The organism is Bradyrhizobium arachidis (assembly GCF_015291705.1).
Taxonomy (GTDB): domain Bacteria; phylum Pseudomonadota; class Alphaproteobacteria; order Rhizobiales; family Xanthobacteraceae; genus Bradyrhizobium; species Bradyrhizobium arachidis.
In genome coordinates this window covers 5,474,115-5,491,476 of record NZ_CP030050.1, presented here as the reverse complement: position 1 = coordinate 5,491,476, position 17,362 = coordinate 5,474,115, and the positions used below count along the sequence as shown (strand labels likewise).

General features: G+C 65.7%; 16 protein-coding genes. 9 read left to right on the top strand and 7 right to left on the bottom strand.

What is annotated here, in order from left to right:
- Positions 1 to 70: 70 nt before the first annotated feature.
- Entirely contained in the window at positions 71 to 667 is a 597-nt protein-coding gene (locus WN72_RS25630; protein WP_027559242.1) for a hypothetical protein, read from the bottom strand.
- A gap of 231 nt (positions 668 to 898) precedes the next feature.
- On the opposite strand from WN72_RS25630, the gene WN72_RS25625 reads away from it, so the two are divergent.
- Positions 899 to 2,554 carry a glycoside hydrolase family 17 protein gene (locus tag WN72_RS25625; protein ID WP_092214223.1) on the top strand — a complete coding sequence of 552 codons (1,656 nt, stop codon included), beginning with the start codon at positions 899 to 901 and terminating at the stop codon, positions 2,552 to 2,554.
- Here WN72_RS25625 and WN72_RS25620 read toward each other — a convergent pair.
- Complete coding sequence (locus WN72_RS25620; protein WP_027559240.1) at positions 2,514 to 2,894, bottom strand: hypothetical protein; 381 nt, start codon at positions 2,892 to 2,894, stop codon at positions 2,514 to 2,516. The two genes, WN72_RS25625 and WN72_RS25620, sit on opposite strands and share 41 nt — an antisense overlap.
- A 103-nt stretch (positions 2,895 to 2,997) precedes the next feature.
- Positions 2,998 to 4,389, bottom strand: a complete 1,392-nt coding sequence (locus WN72_RS25615; RefSeq protein WP_092214225.1) for a hypothetical protein — start codon at positions 4,387 to 4,389, stop codon at positions 2,998 to 3,000.
- A 168-nt stretch (positions 4,390 to 4,557) separates the two neighbouring features.
- Between WN72_RS25615 and glmU the strand changes: the two genes are divergently transcribed.
- Complete coding sequence (gene glmU, locus WN72_RS25610) at positions 4,558 to 5,913, top strand: bifunctional UDP-N-acetylglucosamine diphosphorylase/glucosamine-1-phosphate N-acetyltransferase GlmU (RefSeq protein WP_092214227.1); 1,356 nt, start codon at positions 4,558 to 4,560, stop codon at positions 5,911 to 5,913.
- 47 nt (positions 5,914 to 5,960) lie between these two features.
- Positions 5,961 to 6,143: a hypothetical protein gene (locus WN72_RS25605; RefSeq protein ID WP_027559237.1), complete on the top strand. Its 183-nt coding sequence runs from the start codon at positions 5,961 to 5,963 to the stop codon at positions 6,141 to 6,143.
- 9 nt (positions 6,144 to 6,152) lie between these two features.
- Here WN72_RS25605 and WN72_RS25600 read toward each other — a convergent pair whose 3' ends face one another.
- On the bottom strand, positions 6,153 to 6,371 hold the full coding sequence (locus tag WN72_RS25600; protein ID WP_027559236.1) for a hypothetical protein: 219 nt from the start codon (positions 6,369 to 6,371) through the stop codon (positions 6,153 to 6,155).
- Between the two features lie 221 nt (positions 6,372 to 6,592).
- Between WN72_RS25600 and glmS the strand changes: the two genes are divergently transcribed.
- From glmS to WN72_RS25585, 3 genes are all read left to right on the top strand, one after another.
- On the top strand, positions 6,593 to 8,419 hold the full coding sequence (gene glmS, locus WN72_RS25595) for a glutamine--fructose-6-phosphate transaminase (isomerizing) (RefSeq protein ID WP_092214230.1): 1,827 nt from the start codon (positions 6,593 to 6,595) through the stop codon (positions 8,417 to 8,419).
- 79 nt (positions 8,420 to 8,498) lie between these two features.
- Positions 8,499 to 9,266, top strand: a complete 768-nt coding sequence (locus WN72_RS25590; RefSeq protein WP_027559234.1) for a DUF502 domain-containing protein — start codon at positions 8,499 to 8,501, stop codon at positions 9,264 to 9,266.
- Positions 9,267 to 9,371: 105 nt separating this feature from the next.
- The gene (locus WN72_RS25585; RefSeq protein WP_092214232.1) at positions 9,372 to 10,229 is read left to right on the top strand and encodes an NAD(P)-dependent oxidoreductase; all 858 of its coding nucleotides are present in this window, start codon (positions 9,372 to 9,374) and stop codon (positions 10,227 to 10,229) included.
- Between the two features lie 10 nt (positions 10,230 to 10,239).
- Here WN72_RS25585 and WN72_RS25580 read toward each other — a convergent pair whose 3' ends face one another.
- Positions 10,240 to 10,677, bottom strand: a complete 438-nt coding sequence (locus tag WN72_RS25580; RefSeq protein WP_244553697.1) for a P-loop NTPase family protein — start codon at positions 10,675 to 10,677, stop codon at positions 10,240 to 10,242.
- Positions 10,678 to 10,897: 220 nt separating this feature from the next.
- Here WN72_RS25580 and WN72_RS25575 point away from each other — a divergent pair, with 220 nt between their 5' ends.
- The 3 genes from WN72_RS25575 to panE all read left to right on the top strand — a co-directional run bounded on the left by WN72_RS25575 (position 10,898) and on the right by panE (position 13,236).
- Positions 10,898 to 11,287, top strand: coding sequence for a hypothetical protein (locus tag WN72_RS25575; protein WP_092214235.1), 390 nt, complete (start codon positions 10,898 to 10,900; stop codon positions 11,285 to 11,287).
- Positions 11,288 to 11,387: 100 nt separating this feature from the next.
- Positions 11,388 to 12,218, top strand: a complete 831-nt coding sequence (locus WN72_RS25570) for a helix-turn-helix domain-containing protein (RefSeq protein WP_027559230.1) — start codon at positions 11,388 to 11,390, stop codon at positions 12,216 to 12,218.
- Positions 12,219 to 12,306: 88 nt separating this feature from the next.
- Complete coding sequence (gene panE, locus WN72_RS25565; protein ID WP_092214237.1) at positions 12,307 to 13,236, top strand: 2-dehydropantoate 2-reductase; 930 nt, start codon at positions 12,307 to 12,309, stop codon at positions 13,234 to 13,236.
- Between the two features lie 45 nt (positions 13,237 to 13,281).
- Here the strand turns inward: panE and WN72_RS25560 are convergent, their stop codons facing one another.
- Together WN72_RS25560 and recG are read right to left on the bottom strand one after the other, a co-directional pair.
- Positions 13,282 to 14,985 carry a sensor histidine kinase gene (locus WN72_RS25560; protein WP_244553698.1) on the bottom strand — a complete coding sequence of 568 codons (1,704 nt, stop codon included), beginning with the start codon at positions 14,983 to 14,985 and terminating at the stop codon, positions 13,282 to 13,284.
- A 129-nt stretch (positions 14,986 to 15,114) separates the two neighbouring features.
- A complete protein-coding gene (gene recG / locus WN72_RS25555) occupies positions 15,115 to 17,223 on the bottom strand; it encodes an ATP-dependent DNA helicase RecG (protein ID WP_092214242.1) in 2,109 nt (702 codons plus the stop codon).
- Positions 17,224 to 17,362 lie beyond the last annotated feature (139 nt).

Genomic DNA, 17,362 nt, shown 5'->3' with positions numbered 1-17,362 from the left:
GGAAATGCGCGGCAGTGCCAACCGTCTCTTTGGAGGATCGTTCCTGAACGGCGGGTGAAAGTGCCTGCGACTATTTCGACGGCGCCGGCGTCGGGCTTGCCGCAGGCGAGGGGCTCGCGGCCGGCTGCGGAGCCGGCGAATTGCCTGGCGCCGCCGCCGCGGGCTGGGAGGCCGCGGCCGCCGCCTGCTGCGGCTGGGACGCCGGATTGATCCAGCAGGCGTGCACGCGGCTGTCCAGGGTCTCGGCGACCTTGGGATCGATCTGGCCGCCGAACCGGGTCAGGCAGCGGAAGGCGGCCTGGATGTGGCCGCCGGGGCAGCCGAAGCGGTCGTAGAGGTCGAGATGACGGAACGCGGTATCGAGGTCATCCCGCCACATCAATCGGACAACGCGCCGGCCGAGCCAGACGCATTCGGGGTTACCGGCCGGACCGTTGATGACCTGGGCGGCTTCGGCGAACTCGTCGGTGCGGCGCTGGTTCTGGGCGGCGTCCTTGGCGGCGGCATCGGCGGGCTGGGCGGCGGCCTTGCCCTGGTCCGGGGCCGGCGTGCCGCTCTGGGCGAACGCGCCACCGAAACCGACCATGACCACCAGGGAGGAAACGGCCAAGGTGGCGGCGAACTGCCGCAGGACCGCATTTCGTAACTGACGCACCCGTTGCCGCATGAATTCCCCAACTTCTCCGCTGACCGCCCGCGTCAGGATCCCGCGGACGCGACGGTGATGGCGTCCAAATGGGTCTCCAATGCGGCGGAAAATTCCCGCCGAGTCCCATGACCTGTATTTGGAATTTTGTCCAGCAAAGTCACGATCCTAGGCCCCTGTCGAACGGCCGCAGGTAAATTCCTCGGGGGAGCGATGGATCCACGCCGGGTGCCCCCTTGGCAGACGGCGTGGATGCGGGTAATCGACGGCCCTTCGCGGAGGACGGAACCGATTTCTCTTCGTACGCCACTGGCGCTTCTGCTCGTCTCACTTGGGGTGATCGCTGCCGTGTGGTGGTGGCTTGCCACGCCGATCACGCTCGCGCGCGCCCCGATCGATCCCACCGAGAAGGTTCAATGCGTCTCCTACGCGCCGTTCCGCGGCGAGCAGTCGCCGCTGAACGCCTGGACTCACATTGAGGCCGATCAGATCGAGCAGGACCTGCGCCAGCTCAAGGAAATCACCGACTGCGTCCGCACCTATTCGATGGAGAACGGGCTCGACCAGGTGCCGGCGATCGCCGCCAAGGTCGGCGGCATCAAGGTGCTCCAGGGCATCTGGCTGTCCAGCAACCGCACCAAGAATTTCGAGCAGGCATCGCTCGCCGTCCGCCTCACCAAGCAATTCCCTGAGGTCATCACCGCGGTCATCGTCGGCAACGAGGTGCTGCTGCGCGGCGAGATGACGACGGCGGACCTCGTCTCGATCATCCGCTCGGTGAAGTCGCAGGTCAGCGTGCCCGTGACCTATGCCGACGTCTGGGAGTTCTGGCTGAAGAACCGCGAGATCTATGACGCGGTCGATTTCGTCACGATCCACATCCTGCCCTATTGGGAGGATTTCCCGGTGAAGGCGAAGTTCGCAGCCGCCCACGTCGAGACGATCCGCGAGCGCATGGCGGTGGCGTTTCCGGGCAAGGAAATCCTGATCGGCGAGACCGGCTGGCCGAGCGCAGGCCGCATGCGCGACGGCGCGCTGCCCTCGCGCACCAACCAGGCGCGCGTCGTCTCGGAAATCCTCAGCCTCGCAAAAGCGCAGAAATTCCGCGTCAATCTGATCGAGTCCTACGACCAGCCCTGGAAGCGCAAGCTGGAAGGCACCGTCGGCGGCTATTGGGGTCTCTATGACTCGGTGCGCAGGAACTTGAAATATCCGCCGGGCCAGCCGATCAGCAATTTCCCGTACTGGAAATGGTACATGGGCGCCGGCATGGGCCTTTGCGTGCTGGTGTTCGCGGTCGCGGGCCTCACGCTGCGGCGGCGGCCCTGGACGCCGCGCTTCCCGGCCTGGCTCGGCGTCGCCATCTCGGCGACCTCAGCGGGCATCCTGCTCGGGATCGGCGCCGACAAGATGTACTATGAGAGCTACGGCATCGGCGGCTGGGTGCATTGGGGCGCACTGCTGCTCGCCGGCATCCTGTCGCCGATCTTCTGCGCGCAGGCGATGGTGATCGGCCGGAGCCTGCCGACCTTCCTCGATCTGCTCGGCCCGCGCGAGGGACGCAAATGGTCGAAGCTGACGGCGGTGCTGGGTCTCACGCTGGCGCTGACTGCCGTGATCGCGGCGCAGACCGCGCTCGCCTTCGTGTTCGACCCCCGCTACCACGACTTCCCCTACGCTTCGCTGACGATGGCGGTGGTGCCGTTCGCGCTGTTGATGCTGAACCGGCCGCAGATCGGCCAGCGCCCGATCGCGGAAGCGGTGTTCGCAGGCGTGCTCGCGCTGTCGGCGGTCTATGTGCTGTTCAACGAGGGCCGCGAGAACTGGCAGTCGCTGTGGACCTGCGCGATCTATTTCTTGTTCGCGCTCACGCTGTGGCGGGCGCGGGCCGAGCAAATCCAAGAATGAGCAGGCCGATCGCAAGGCCCGACAGCACGACATTGTAGAGCACGATGCCGAGCCCGGCGGCGATGATGCCGACGGTGAGCAGCACGATCGAGGGCCGCATCAGGTTCAGCGTCGCCGCCACCAGCGCGACGATCCCGAACACCGAATTCTTGAACAGCACGGTCGAAACCGAGCGCGCCTTGCAGATCAGCGTCTGCAGGCCGGCGTCGCAGGCAAGCCCGACCGTCGACAGCTCGATCCCGAGATAGCGCAAGTAAAGCGCATAGCCGACCGATGCGAAGCCGACGACGATCAGGAACTGGACCTGGTAGGGCGTGAGGCGGAAGGGCTTTTTTGTCATGGCCGCAATATGGTCGGGATGGCGCAAGGGAGCAACAGGGGAGAGCCGGGTTTCCTGCGAATTGACGCAAGGGATGTCCGGCCAAATCAAGTGATCGGGATGACTACCGCCTGAAGAACGACGACAGCGTCGATCCAGCCGATGCCGTTTCCGGCTTCGGCGCCTGTGCGGCCGGCTGCTGGGGCGCCGCGGGGGCAGGCGCGGGCTCTTCGCGCTTCGATGAACGCTTTGAGGAGTAGCTGCGGCGGTGCTTCTCCGGCTTGGCGGCCGGTGCGGGAGCAGGGGCGGTCTCGGCTTGAGGAACGCTGTCCTGGTTCTTCTCGGAGTTCTTCTCCTGAACCCGGTCCTGCGACTTTTCTTGAGCTTTTTCCTGGCTCTTTTCCTGGCCCTTGTCCGAGCCGCCGCGCATCGACAGCCGCTGGCCGTCGAACACGGTGGTCTCGCAATGGCGGTCGTTTTCGGTGAGGCCCGCGCAGATCTTTGCGGCGGCGGCGGCGTTGATCAGCGGGCCGGCTCCGAGGCGAAGCTGCATGCCGAGGCCGCTGCCGCCTTCCTTGATCATGATGATTGGCCGCAGGCCCGCAACCTCCGGGTTGGTCTTGGTCACGCCGCGCCAGAGCGCACGCAGGCCGTCGATCGAATTGGCGCCGCCGAGGTCGATCGCAAAGCGCGTCTGCTGGACCGCGATCGCCGGCGCCTCGCTCTCGGTGGCTTCCGGCGGCTTGGCTGACGCGGCCGCGACCTCGGTCGGGGCAGGCACCGGCTCGGTCTTCTTCTCGGCGGCCTTCTCGGTCGCCTCAGCCTGCATCAATTTCGATGCGGCCGGATCGGGCGGGGCCATGATCGACTTGGACGGCACCAGCGCAATGACGGGCAGCGCCGAGGTCGTTGCCGGCGCCTGCGGCACCAGCGAGGCGGCGGCCGCGGTCTGCAGCGGCGGGCTTGCCGGCTCCTTTGCAGTGTCCTTCTGCGCGTCCTTCGCGGTGTCTCTGGACGCCTCGCTGCGCGGCTTGTCGCCGCCGGGGGCCGGCGTCGAGGCGACCGGCGCGACGCTGGGGGCCGCGGGCGCGGCGTCCTGGGGCTTTGCCGCCTGCGGCGTCGCAGCGGTCTGTTTTGCGATGGCGCCGGTGACGGAATCGAGCCCTTGCTCCAGCACGGTAACGCGCGAATAGAGCCGGTCGCGATCGGTGTTCAGCGTCTCGATGGCGGCAGCGAGCCGGCGCGCCTCGTTCTGGCTCTCCTTGGTCAGCAGCTGGAGCCGGTCGGCCTGGCGCACGAGATCGGCAGAGGCGACCTGGTCGCGCCGCCAGCCGAGTTGGGCCTGATTGGCCATCACCGCCACCACGACGGCGCCGACGGCCGCCACGCCCCACGTGCCCAGCCGCCACATCATGCGGCGGTCGAACGCACTTTCCTCGGCCAAAAGTCCGGAGAACAGCCCGCCGGTCTCCTTGGTGCCGAAGGCGTCCGCCAGTGGGTCGGAATCCTTTGCCATGAACGTTAAGTGCCCAGCCCCATCGGGCGTCCCCGAATCAATAGGGAACATTAACAGGAAAACCCACTCGCACTTGAATTCCGGGCGTTTGCGGAGGTAGCAAGGCGTCCATGAGGGCGGCTCGCCACCCGTCACGCAATTGATTCGGCCATATCTGACAGGATTCCGATGACCGCCCGCTCAAGCCTCACGATCGTGCTCGCCGCCGGCGAGGGCACGCGCATGCGATCAAGCCTGCCGAAGGTGCTGCATCCGGTCGCGCATCAGACGTTGCTCGCCCATGTGCTCGCCGCCGCGCCCAAGGGAACCGGCACCTCGCTCGCCGTGGTGATCGGCCCCGACCATCAGGCGGTCGCGGACGAGGCGAGGCGCATCAGGCCCGACGCGCTCACCTTCGTGCAGGCCGAGCGGCTCGGCACCGCGCATGCGGTGCTGGCGGCGCGCGAGGCGATCGCGCCGGGCGTCGACGATCTCCTGATCGCGTTCGGCGACACGCCGCTGATCTCGGCCGAGACCTTTGCGCGGCTGCGCGCGCCGCTGGCCAAGGGCGCTGCAATCGCCGCCCTCGGTTTCCGCGCCACCGATCCCACTGGCTATGGCCGCTTCATCGTCGAGGGCGACCGCCTGGTCGCGATCCGCGAGCAGGCCGATGCCAGCGAGGAAGAGCGCAAGATCGACCTGTGCAACGCCGGCGTGATGGCGATCGATGGACGCCGCGCGCTCGACATCCTCGGGCAGATCGGCAATGCCAATTCGAAGGGCGAATATTATCTCACCGACGCGGTCGGCATCGTCCGCAAGCAGGGATGGGAGTCCGTGGTGATCGAGACCAGCGAAGACGAAGTGCGCGGCATCAACACCAAGGCGCAGCTCGCCGAGGCCGAAGCCGTCATGCAGACACGCCTGCGCAAGGCCGCGATGGAGGCCGGCGTGACACTGATCGCGCCCGAGACCGTTTATCTCTCGGCCGACACGGTGTTCGGCAAGGACGTGACCATCGAGCCGTTCGTGGTGATCGGGCCGGGCGTGTCGATCGCCGACGGCACGGTGATCCACTCGTTCTCGCACATCGTCGAGACCACGCTCGGCAAGAAGGTCTCGATCGGCCCCTATGCGCGGCTTCGTCCCGGCACCTCGCTCGGCGACGGCGCGCGGATCGGCAATTTCGTGGAGACCAAGGCGGCAACGCTGGAGGCCGGCGTCAAGGTCAATCACCTCTCCTACATTGGCGATGCCACCGTCGGTGCCAACTCCAACATCGGGGCCGGCACCATCACCTGCAACTATGACGGCTTCAAGAAGCACAAGACGGTCATCGGGCAGGGCGCCTTCGTCGGCACCAATTCCTCGCTGGTCGCCCCCGTCAAGATCGGCAATGGCGCCTATATCGGCTCGGGCTCGGTGATCACGCGCGATGTGCCTGATGACGCCATGGCGCTGGAGCGCAACCAGCAGACCGTCCGGGAAGGCGGCGCGACGCGCTATCGCGAGATGAAGACGGGCGGCAAGAAGCCGGAGAAGTGACTGGCGGAGTGCTAGGCTCTTCTGAGCGTCGCTAGGACTGCACGCTTATGGTCGAGTTCATCGGCAGCCTGATCGCTTTTCTCGTGGAGATATTCATTACGGCGACGGGACGAGGTGTGCTGAAGCTGTTCGGCGTGCGGCGCCCGCAGGAGATCGCCTCGCTGTTCGCAGGAATGGTGTTCTGGGGGCTCCTCGCCATCCTCGTGTTTGCCGCGGTCCTGAGGTGGTGAGGCGCGCCGCTATTCGTCGTCCGCGAATTCGGAGAAGATCGCGCGGGTCAGGCGCCAGCCACGCGGCTTGGCGCGCTTGGCCGGCTCGCCTTGCACATGCTTGACGAAGACCGGCTTGCTTTCCTTACCGCGCATCGGGGGCGGCCAATGCGCAAGGTGCGTGCCCGAGGTCTCGCTGGCACGCAGATACATCGACGACAGACCCTTGCGGTCGGATGAGCCTTTCATGGCCTTGTTCTCCTGACCGGAATCGTTGGCCAAACTTGTTGACAAGGCGTTAACGCGCGCGGTTAAAGGCCGGCCACATCGACGCAGACGGACGACGCGCCGTCATCGGCTGCTGTCGTAATCCGTCATAATTATTGAGTATCTGGTTCCTTAGGAACTTCGCTAAAAACCGAGCGCGTCGTTTAGGCGATTTTTCGACGATTTGGGGGATAGTGATCCGCATGTGCGGGATTGTCGGCATTCTCGGGCGCGAGCCGGTTGCAGAGCAATTGGTGGATTCGCTCAAACGTCTCGAATATCGCGGTTATGACTCCGCGGGGGTCGCCACGCTCGAAGGCAAGCATCTCGAGCGTCGCCGCGCCGAGGGCAAGCTGAAAAATCTGGAGAAGCGGCTGGAAGCCGAGCCGCTGAAGGGCACGACCGGCATCGGCCACACCCGCTGGGCCACCCACGGCAAGCCGACCGTCAACAACGCCCACCCGCATGCGACCGAGCGCGTCGCCGTGGTCCACAACGGCATCATCGAGAATTTCCGCGAGCTGCGCGAGGAGCTCGAGGCCAAGGGCACGGTGTTCCACACCGAAACCGACACCGAGATCGTGCTGCATCTCGTCGACGATTTGCTGACCCGCGGCAACAAGCCGGTCGAGGCGGTGAAGCTGACGCTGGCGCGCCTGCGCGGCGCCTTCGCGCTCGGCTTCATCTTCGCCGGCGATGACGATCTCATGATCGGCGCCCGCAACGGCCCGCCGCTCGCGATCGGCTATGGCGACGGCGAGATGTATCTCGGCTCCGACGCCATCGCGCTCGGCCCGTTCACCGACACGATCAGCTATCTCGAGGACGGCGACTGGGTCGTGCTGACCCGCAAGAGCGCCACCATCTTCGACAAGGACGGAAACGCCGTCCAGCGCGAGAAGATCAAGCACGCCGCCTCGACCTCGCTGGTCGACAAGGCCAATTACCGCCACTTCATGGCGAAGGAGATCCACGAGCAGCCGGAAGTGGTCGGCCATACGCTCGCGCGCTATGTCGACATGGCGACCGAGCGCGTCTCGCTGCCGGTCAAGCTGCCGTTCGATTTCAAGACCATCGAGCGCATCAATATCACGGCGTGCGGCACGGCGAGCTATGCCGGCTTCGTCGCAAAATACTGGTTCGAGCGGTTTGCGCGCGTGCCGGTCGAGGTCGATGTCGCCTCCGAATTCCGCTACCGCGAGGCGCCGCTGCGCAAGGGCGATCTCGCCATCTTCATCTCGCAATCGGGCGAGACCGCCGACACGCTGGCGGCGCTGCGCTACGCCAAGGCCGCGGGCGTGCACACGGTGGCTGTCGTCAACGTGCCGACCTCGACCATCGCGCGCGAGAGCGAAACCGTGCTGCAAACGCTCGCGGGACCTGAGATCGGCGTCGCCTCGACCAAAGCATTCACCTGCCAGCTCATGGTGCTGGCAAACCTTGCGATTGCCGCCGGCAAGGCTAGAGGCGAGCTGTCTGAGGAGGATGAGGTCAAGCTCGTCCATGGCCTCGTCGAGATCCCGCGCCTGATGGCGGACGCGCTCACCACCGAGCTTCAGATCGAGAAGCTGGCGCACAGGATCGCAAAATCCCGCGACGTGCTCTATCTCGGCCGCGGCACCAGCTTCCCGCTCGCGCTGGAAGGCGCGCTGAAGCTGAAGGAGATCTCCTACATCCACGCCGAGGGCTACGCTGCCGGCGAGCTCAAGCACGGGCCGATCGCGCTGATCGACGAGACCATGCCCGTTGTCGTCATCGCACCCTATGACCGCGTGTTCGAGAAGACCGTCTCCAACATGCAGGAGGTCGCCGCCCGCGGCGGCAACATCATCCTGATGACGGACGCCAAGGGCGCGGAGGAGGCGACGGTGGATTCGCTCGTCACCATCGTCATGCCGGATATGGCCGCGGCGTTCACGCCGATGGTCTATTCCGTTCCCGTGCAGCTGCTCGCCTACCATACGGCGGTGGTGATGGGGACCGATGTCGACCAGCCGCGCAACCTCGCGAAATCGGTGACGGTGGAATAGGCAGAAGGGATCAGGCCGCACTCTTCCAAAACCTGCTAGAAGCCCCTAGCTTGTGTGCTGCGACCGACCTGGAACCCGAATGACCACCCGCGACGACGCGCCTGCGCCACTTGATCCCCTGCCGGAACCGCATACCGGCCTGATGGGCCGCTTCCGCAACTATTTCCTGACCGGCCTCGTGGTGACGGGGCCGATCGCGATCACGCTCTACCTGGTCTGGTGGTTCGTCACCTGGGTTGACGGCGTGGTGCGGCCGTTCGTCCCGCTGGCCTATCGCCCTGAAACCTATCTGCCCTACGGTGTGCCCGGCTGGGGACTGATTGTCGCATTCTTCACGCTGACGCTGGTCGGCTTCCTCGCGGCCAACCTGATCGGCCGGACGCTGGTCGATGTCGGCGAGACCTTCCTCGGCCGGATCCCGGCGGTGCGCGCCATCTATCGCGGCCTGAAGCAGGTGTTCGAGACGCTGTTCTCAGGCAAGGGGTCGAGCTTCCGGAAAGTGGGCCTGGTCGAGTTTCCCTCGCCGGGCATGTGGTCGATCGTGCTGATCTCGCAATCGCCGAACGAGGACATTTCGCGCAGCCTGCCGGGGCAGGAGGAGCATGTCTCGGTGTTTCTGCCGTGCTCGCCGAACCCGACCACCGGGTTCTTCTTCTATGTGCCCAAGAGCAAGATCATCGAGGTCGATCTCACCGCCGAAGACGCCGCGACGCTGATCATGTCGGCCGGCGTGGTGCAGCCGGGCTCGGCGCCCGACCCGAAGAAGGCTGCCGCGCTCGCGGGCATGGCGAATGCGGCGCGCATTGCCAACGCCTCGCTCCAGCCGGAGCCTGCGAAGGCGGAGTAGGGCCATTCCCGCGCGGGATGGCCGCCTTCACGCGGGCATTCGCATCCTCTGTTATGCTCCGATTGAACTGAGCGCCTTGCTCGGGAATTCGATTTGGAGTGCACGATGTCCAAAACCATTGCGATCCTCGCGCCCGGTGCCATGGGCAGCGCCGTGGCCCGCCGCCTCAGCGAGAACGGCGCGCGTGTGCTGACGTCGCTGAAGGGGCGCAGCGATGCGACGCTGAAGCGCGCGGCGGACGCCGGCATGATCGGTGCCGAGGACGATGCGATCGCGGACGCCGACATCATCCTGTCGATCGTGCCGCCGGGCGAAGCGGTGGCGCTGGCAGAACGGCTGGCCGCGCTGATCGTGCGGCGTGAGAAGAAGCCGGTCGTGGTCGACTGCAACGCCGTCAACGTCGATACCGTGCAACGGATCGAGGAGATCATCGGCTCGGCGCAGGCGCCGTTCGTGGACGGCGGCATCATCGGCTTCCCGCCGCAGCCCGGCGGCAAGAGCCCGGCCTTCTACATGTCCGGCGAGTACGCCGGCGAATTGGCTGTGCTGAAGGACCTCGGCCTCGACGTGCGGATCGTCGAAGGCCCGGTCGGCGCGGCTTCGGCGCTGAAGATGTCCTATGCCGGCATCGTCAAGGGCCTTGCCGGCATCGGTTCGGCCATGGTGGTTGCGGCAACGAAAGCGGGCGCTGCCGATGCGCTGCGCGACGAGCTTGCGCTGAGCCAGCCCGCGGTCCTGGCCCGGCTCGAAGTCGCATTGCCGGACATGATCCCGAAGGCCTATCGCTGGGTCGCGGAGATGCGGGAGATTTCCGGCTTCCTAGGAGCCGATCATCCGGCGAGCCAGATCTACGAGGGCTTTGCGCGCTGGTTCGAGCATCTTGCCGCAGACGCGAATGGCGAGGCGGTGGATGCGGAGTTGCTGAAGGCGTTTGCCGCGCGGGCCACGCAGAAGAAATCCTGATCGGCCGGCCTCACTCGCCGTGCACTGAGACGGACTCCAGAAAGCCCTGGATGTCCCGGTCGCGCCTCAGCCGCACGACCGGGACATCAGGGCCATATTGCATGCGCTCAGCCTCGATGACCGGCACGCGCTCGACGTCGTAGCGCCACGCTTCCTTCATCAATTTCCAGTCGAACTGCTCCGGGCACCCTTCCGGCAAGTCGGGCCGCGTTGTGTCGCGATGGAAAGCGGAGCGCCAGAGAATGCGCCACTGGCAGACCAAGCGCGGGCGGTCGATGACGACGAGAACGTCCGCGCGAGCGATCGTGAGATCGAACGCCAGCCCCGAGAAGCTTCCATCAATCACCCATGCCTCGCCCGCGATCGCATTCGCGACGCGCGTGCGAAAGCTGGTTTTGTCTGATGGCTTCCAGCCCGGCCGCCAGTAGAGCACGTCGAGATGCACCACCGGCAGCTCAAGCTTTCGCCCGAGCTTCACCGCGAGGCGCGTCTTTCCACTTCCCTGGGAGCCAACCACGATGATCCGGCGCATGAAGCGAAGGTTTCACGAAATCGGCTTCGGGGAAAGACCACGCGGTCCAAGGACCGCTTTATTACCTCGGATGTAATTGAGCCAATTCGTGCCCCGACTAGTCTTTCGGCCATCGTCACCGCGAGAGGAGAGAGACATGCAAGTCGTGTTCACGAAGAAGGAGCCGCCGCAATGGCTGCTCGACATGTGGAAGGAGATCGATGACAAGACGTTTGGACGAGGTTTCGACTGCTTCGCCGAGGATGCCGTCTGCAATCTCGGCGTCGCCGACTGGAAGGGTCGGGAAGCGATCCGCGCCAATTTGAAGGCCTTCATCGACACCGGCTTCACGGCGCTGCATCACGTCACCGAATATTGGGACGCCGGCTCGTTGAAGGTGTTTCGCGGTGTCGTGGACATGACCCCTGACGACCGCTCGATCAAGTCGGTGCATCCGACGATGACGCACTTCTTCTACATGGACGAGCGGGACGAGACCAAGGTTCGGCACTGGGTGGGTGCCGTGGGGCCCGTCGCGTTCGGTTGATTGTCCGCCATCGGCGACCCACATGGTGCCTCGGGTGATCGGGGGCGCCATGATTCGCGCGTTGGCGGCTCGGCATCATCGACAGGAGGATCGTTCGACAATGAAAGCGACTGCCGCCGCCCTCAGGGCCCGCGCGACATCCGCAGGCGCGCTGCTGCGCCAATGGCGGGACATTCGCGGCAAGACGCAGCTCGACCTGTCCTTCGATGCCGGTGTCTCGCAGAAGCATATCAGCTTCGTCGAGAGCGGTCGCAGCGTCCCGAGCCGGCAGATGCTGCTCGATCTCGCCCAGGCCCTCGACGTGCCCTTGCGCGAGAGAAACGAGCTGCTGCTGGCCGCAGGCTACGCGCCGTCCTATTCCGATCCCGCGCTCGAGGCGCCCGCCATGACCAGCATCAACCGCGCGCTTGGCCGCATGCTGCGTCAGCACGAGCCGTTTCCGGCCATGGTCATGGACCGGTATTGGAACGTGCTGATGACCAACGAGGCTGCGCCGCGTCTGTTCAACTGCTTCATTGACCTGTCGGCACGCCCCGTCCCAAGGAACCTGCTGCATCTGATGTTCGATCCCGACGGCATGCGCCCCTTCATCGCGAACTGGCCGCAGACCGCCAGCGGCCTGCTGGCCCGCGTCCATCGCGAGGCGGTCGGGCATGTCGTCGACGTCAGGACCAGGGCGCTGCTGGAGGAGCTGTCGCGCTATCCGGGCGTGAAGCCGGAATGGCGCGCGCCCTCGGCCTCCGATGCGATGCCGATGATACCGCTCAGCTTCGTCAAGGACGGCGTGAGGCTCGACTATTTCTCCCTGATCACGACCGTCGGAACGCCGCAGACCGTGACGGCCGAAGAGCTGCGGCTCGAATGCATGTTCCCCGCCAATGATGCGACCGAAGCCGAGCACGGCAGGTTCTTGCGCGCATATGCCGGGTGAGGGGCACTGCCCTCGCAATGACGATGAGGAGACGTCGCAAGCTCCATCTGCTACTCTCTTGCTGAAGCAGATGCATGCGGGAGTTCGAATGAGAGTGCTGGTGATCGGCGCGGGCGCGCTTAGCGGCTATTACGGAGCTTGCCTGGTCCGAGCGGGCGGCGACGTGACCTTTCTGGTTCGCGAGAAGCGGGCCGAGCAATTACGACGGAATGGATTGCAGGTCGTGAGCCCACACGGCGACTTCGCCGTGCAGCCGAAGCTTCTTGCGGCCAGCGATCTCAAGCACCCGTTCGACGTCGTGCTCGTCGGCGTGAAAGCCTACTCGCTCGATGATGCGATGAGCCAGTTTGCGCCCGCCGTCGGCCCCAACACGATGATTCTGCCGATCCTCAACGGGTTGAAACATATCGATGCCCTGAGCGCCAGGTTCGGCGGTGCTTGCGTTCTCGGCGGGCTCGCGAACGTCAGCGCCGGGCTCGATGCGGATGGTCGCGTCGTCCAGTTCATGGCCAATCAGACGATTGTCTTCGGTGAGATCGAGGGCGCGCTCAGTGAGCGTGTGTCCGCGCTGGAGACACTGCTGCAGGTCCCCGGTATCGACGTGCGCGCCAGCGAAGCGATCATGCAGGACATGTGGGAGAAATTCGTCCAGCTGAGCACGCTCGCCGGCATTACCTGCCTGATGCGCGCGAGTATCGGAGACATCCTGGCCGTGCCGAACGGAGAGCAATCGATCTTCCGCCTGTTCGCGGAATGCTGCGCTGTTGCGACGGCTTCGGGTTTCGAGCCGCGCGCGCCGTTCATTGAGTTTGACCGAAAGCTGTTCACGACGCTGGATTCGCCGCTGAAGGCCTCGATGCTGCGCGACATCGAGCGCGGCTCGATCACCGAGGCGGAGCATATCCTCGGCGATATGGCCAATCGCGCCCGTGCGCTCGGCATCGACACCCCGCTGCTCGACCTGGCCAGAGCGCATGTGGCGGCCTACGAGGTCGGTCGACGGCGGGCAGGGGGGTGAGCGCGCCCGATCAGCGGGACAAGCCGATGCCTGGCAAAGCGAGGCCTAGCTCGCTTCCATCAGCGTGACATCGTCCTCAGTCCTGTCGCGGGACGCGAACTGCATCACGCAGCGAAGCCCTGCTGGATTGAAGTCCAGGTTCACGGACCAGCCCGCCTCGCCCGTGAACATGCCGGTGATCATCTTCGTCCCGAAACCGCGGCGCGTGGGCTTGTGAACCAGCGGGCCTTCTCGTTCGGTCCAGGACAAGCGAACGAGGCCGGTCTCGTCCACCGTCCAGGATATCTGTAGCTTGCCCGATGCGACCGAGAACGCGCCATATTTGGCCGCGTTCGTGCTGAGTTCCTGGAGTGCGGCCGAAATTGCCAGGGTGAGCTTGGGCGGCAGCAGGATATCGGGGCCGTCAATTTCGAGACGTGCAGGCCCCGCGTAGGGGGCCAGCGTCTGCTTGACGATGGATACCAGGCTGACGCCGACCCAGTTGTTCTCGGTGAGGAGATTGTAGGCCTGCGACAGCGCCAGCAGCCGGCCCTCGAAGGCGGCGGCGTATTCGTTGAGGTCGCTTGAGCTCGCGCGCGACAGGCGCGCGATCGACTGGACCGTGCCGAGCGTGTTCTTCACCCGGTGATTGATCTCGTCCAGAAGCGCCTTCTGCTGCTTCAGCGCGCCAGCGAGCTCGCTTCCGACCTGATGCAGCACCTTCTTCATCCGGTTGACTTCGCTGATCGTGCCGAGCTTTGGCGCCGTTGCGCCCGACCGCAAACCCGCGACGTATCGCTCGAGGTCGGCGAATTCCGCCAGGAAGCGGCGGGACAGCATTCGCGCGAGGCCCAATCCCAGCAGGAGCGTGAAAACCGTCAGCGCGGCGATCGATTCAGCCGTCCGGTGCAGCGGACCGTCGATGACGTCGCGCGGAACGGCAAGGTTGATCGACCAGCTGCTCTGATTGGATCGCAGCAGCGACGTGTAGGTGGGAACGCCCGTCCGCGAGACGGCCTCGATCCACCAGGCCGACGGCTGACCGAGATGGGCCATGACCGCGGGGATGGTCGTCTGTCCCACCAGATCGTCGCCATCGAGCAATGGCCGCCTTGCCAGCAGCAGTCCCTTCGCATCGACGATGCTGCCCACCATTCCGGCGGAGACGTATTCGTCCATCATCGATGCAAGATACTTTGTCGACAGTCCGATATTGAGCGCGTAGCGGATCTCGCCGCGGATGCGGACCGGCACGGCGATCGTGACGATCGTCTGCCCGTCGACCACGGCGCGCTGCAGCCCAGAGACCTGAGGCCGGCCGGTCTCAATCGCCCGGCGCTCGACGTCGAATTCGGTGCGCTTGGGCAAGGGGGCGTCGAGCGGGAGGCGCGTATTCGCGATCTGCTGGCCGTCGGGAGCATAAAGCACGATCGCCACGCCGCCGATCAGCTTGACCGCCTGGACGGCATGCTCCCTGAACTCCGCAAACCGCTCCTGCGACAGCGAGGGCGAGAGCGCGAGGACTTGCAGATCGTCGATGATGTTGGCGATCCGCAGATCGGCCGCGTTGCGCATGAGGCGCAGCCTGTCCTCGTACTCCGCCCGAGTGAGCTGGGAGGATTCGGCGACGAAATGGTAGGCGATGAAGGCCGCACACGCCGTGACCGGAACGGCGGTGGTGAGGGCCAGCAGCAGCAGATACGCGGAAACAGGCCAGGTCTGAAGCGACCGCCTGAACCAGACTCCCCATCGACGCCCCAAAGCACGCACCTGTCACCCACCCCTCGGCGAGGCTTATTCTCGCAAGCTGATTCCTCTCAAGGTACCGGCTTGGCTCCGGTGAGCAACATGCGATGTGTTGGAACCAACCGGCGGAACTTTTGTTCCGGCCGCGCCCTCTCAACCAGCTCCAATGAGCGGGATCGCCTCGTCGCGCTCGTAGAGATACAGCAGGCAGCGTAGCGCTTCGCCGCGCTCGCCCTTCAGCTTGGGATCGTCCTTGAGGATGCGCAGCGCCTCGTCTCTCGCCTGGGTGATGAGCTGGCCGTGCACCTCCGAGCGCGCGATGCGGTAGCCGGGCAGGCCGCTCTGGCGCACGCCCAGCACGTCGCCTTCGCCGCGCAGCTTCAGATCCTCCTCGGCGATGCGAAAGCCGTCCGTGGTCTCGCGGATCACCTTGAGCCGTGCCTTGGACATCTCGCCGAGCGGCTCGCCATAGAGCAGGATACAGGTCGAGGCTTCCGAGCCGCGCCCGATGCGGCCGCGCAGCTGGTGCAGCTGGGCAAGGCCGAAGCGCTCGGCGTTCTCGATCACCATGATGGTCGCCGCGGGCACGTCGACGCCGACCTCGACCACGGTGGTCGCGACCAGAAGGCCGATCTCGTGGGCGGCGAACTGGGCCATCACGCGGTCCTTCTCGATGCCTTTCATCTGGCCGTGGACGAGGCCGACACGGTCGCCGAAGCGCTTTTGCAGGCTCTCGAAGCGCTTGGTCGCATTCGTCAGGTGCTCGGTGCCCTCGGCCTCGGATTCCTCGACCAGGGGACAGATCCAGTAGACCAGCTTGCCGGATTCGAGCGCGCGGCCGACACCTTCCATGACTTCGCTGATCCGGTTCATCGGCACCGCGCGGGTGTCGATCGGCTGGCGGCCGGCGGGCTTTTCGCGCAGCTCGGAGATGTCCATGTCGCCGAAATAGGTCAGCACCAGTGTGCGCGGGATCGGGGTGGCGCTCAGCACCAGCACGTCGACGGCTTCGCCCTTGGATGTCAGCGCGAGCCGCTCGCGCACGCCAAAGCGGTGCTGCTCGTCGACGATGGCAAGAGCGAGGTCTTTGAAGATGACGTCGTCCTGGATCAGCGCGTGGGTGCCGACGAGCAGGTCGATCTCGCCCTCGGCAAGCTGGGCGATGATCTCGCGCCGCTCCTTGCCCTTTTCCCGGCCGCTGAGGATGGCGACCCGCATCCCGGCGCGCTCGGCGAGCGGCGCGATGGTCTTGATGTGCTGGCGTGCCAGGATTTCCGTCGGGGCCATCAGCGCGGCCTGCTTGCCGACCTCGGCCACGGCCGCGGCCGCCAGCAGGGCGACCACGGTCTTGCCCGAGCCGACGTCGCCCTGGAGCAGGCGCAGCATGCGCACCGGCTGCTTCAGGTCCTCGGCAATCGCCGCCGCGGCGCTGCGCTGGGAGGGCGTCAGCGCGTAAGGAAGGGCGTCGATGATCTTGTTGCGCAGATGGCCATCGCCGGCGTTGCGCACGCCGGCGGGCCGTCGCAGTTGCGCCCGGATCAGCGCAAGCGCGAGCTGGCCGGCAAGCAGCTCGTCGAAGGCGAGGCGGGACCAGAAGCGCTGATCCGGCAAGATGTCCGTCAGCTCGACCGGCTGATGCACGCGATTGAGCGCTTCTGTAACAGGCGGAAAATTGCAGCGGCGCATCACCTCCGGGCTGATCCATTCCGGCAGGGCCGGCAGCTTCTGCAGCGCCTGCGCGATCGCGCGGCGGAGCGAGCCGAGCGCGAGACCCTCGGTCAGCGGATAGACCGGATCGATCCCTGAGAGCTTCGAGATCGCCTCCTCGTCGAGCACGCGATCGGGATGCACGATCTGCGGGATGCCGTCATACATCTGCAGCGTGCCGGAGACGTAGCGCTTCTCGCCCATCGGCAGCAGCTTCTCGACATAGCCGGGCTTGGCGCGGAAGAAGGTCAGCACGACGTCGCCGGTGTCGTCGCTGGCATAGACCAGATACGGCGCGCGCGAATTGCGGGGCGGGGGCGGGCGGTGGCGGTCGACGGTGACCTCCAGCGTCACCATGGTTCCGACGGCCGCATCGCGGATCTTTGGCCGTGCCCGGCGATCGATCACCTGGCTCGGCAGATGCAGCAGCAGATCGACCAGCCGCGGCGTCTCGCTCCGGCTGAGCAGATATTGCAGCAGCTTGTCCTGCTTCGGACCGACGCCGGGCAGGCTGGTCACAGGAGCAAACAGCGGATTGAGCAGGCTGGGGCGCATTCGTGGAATCTAAGATTGTTCCTCGCCGTCATGCCCGGCTTTATGCCGGGCATCCACGTCTTTTTTGCAGCCCGACGTGGATGGCCGGGCCTTCGCCGTCGCCGAAGCGGCTTCGGCCGCGCAGGCGGGACGAGCCCCG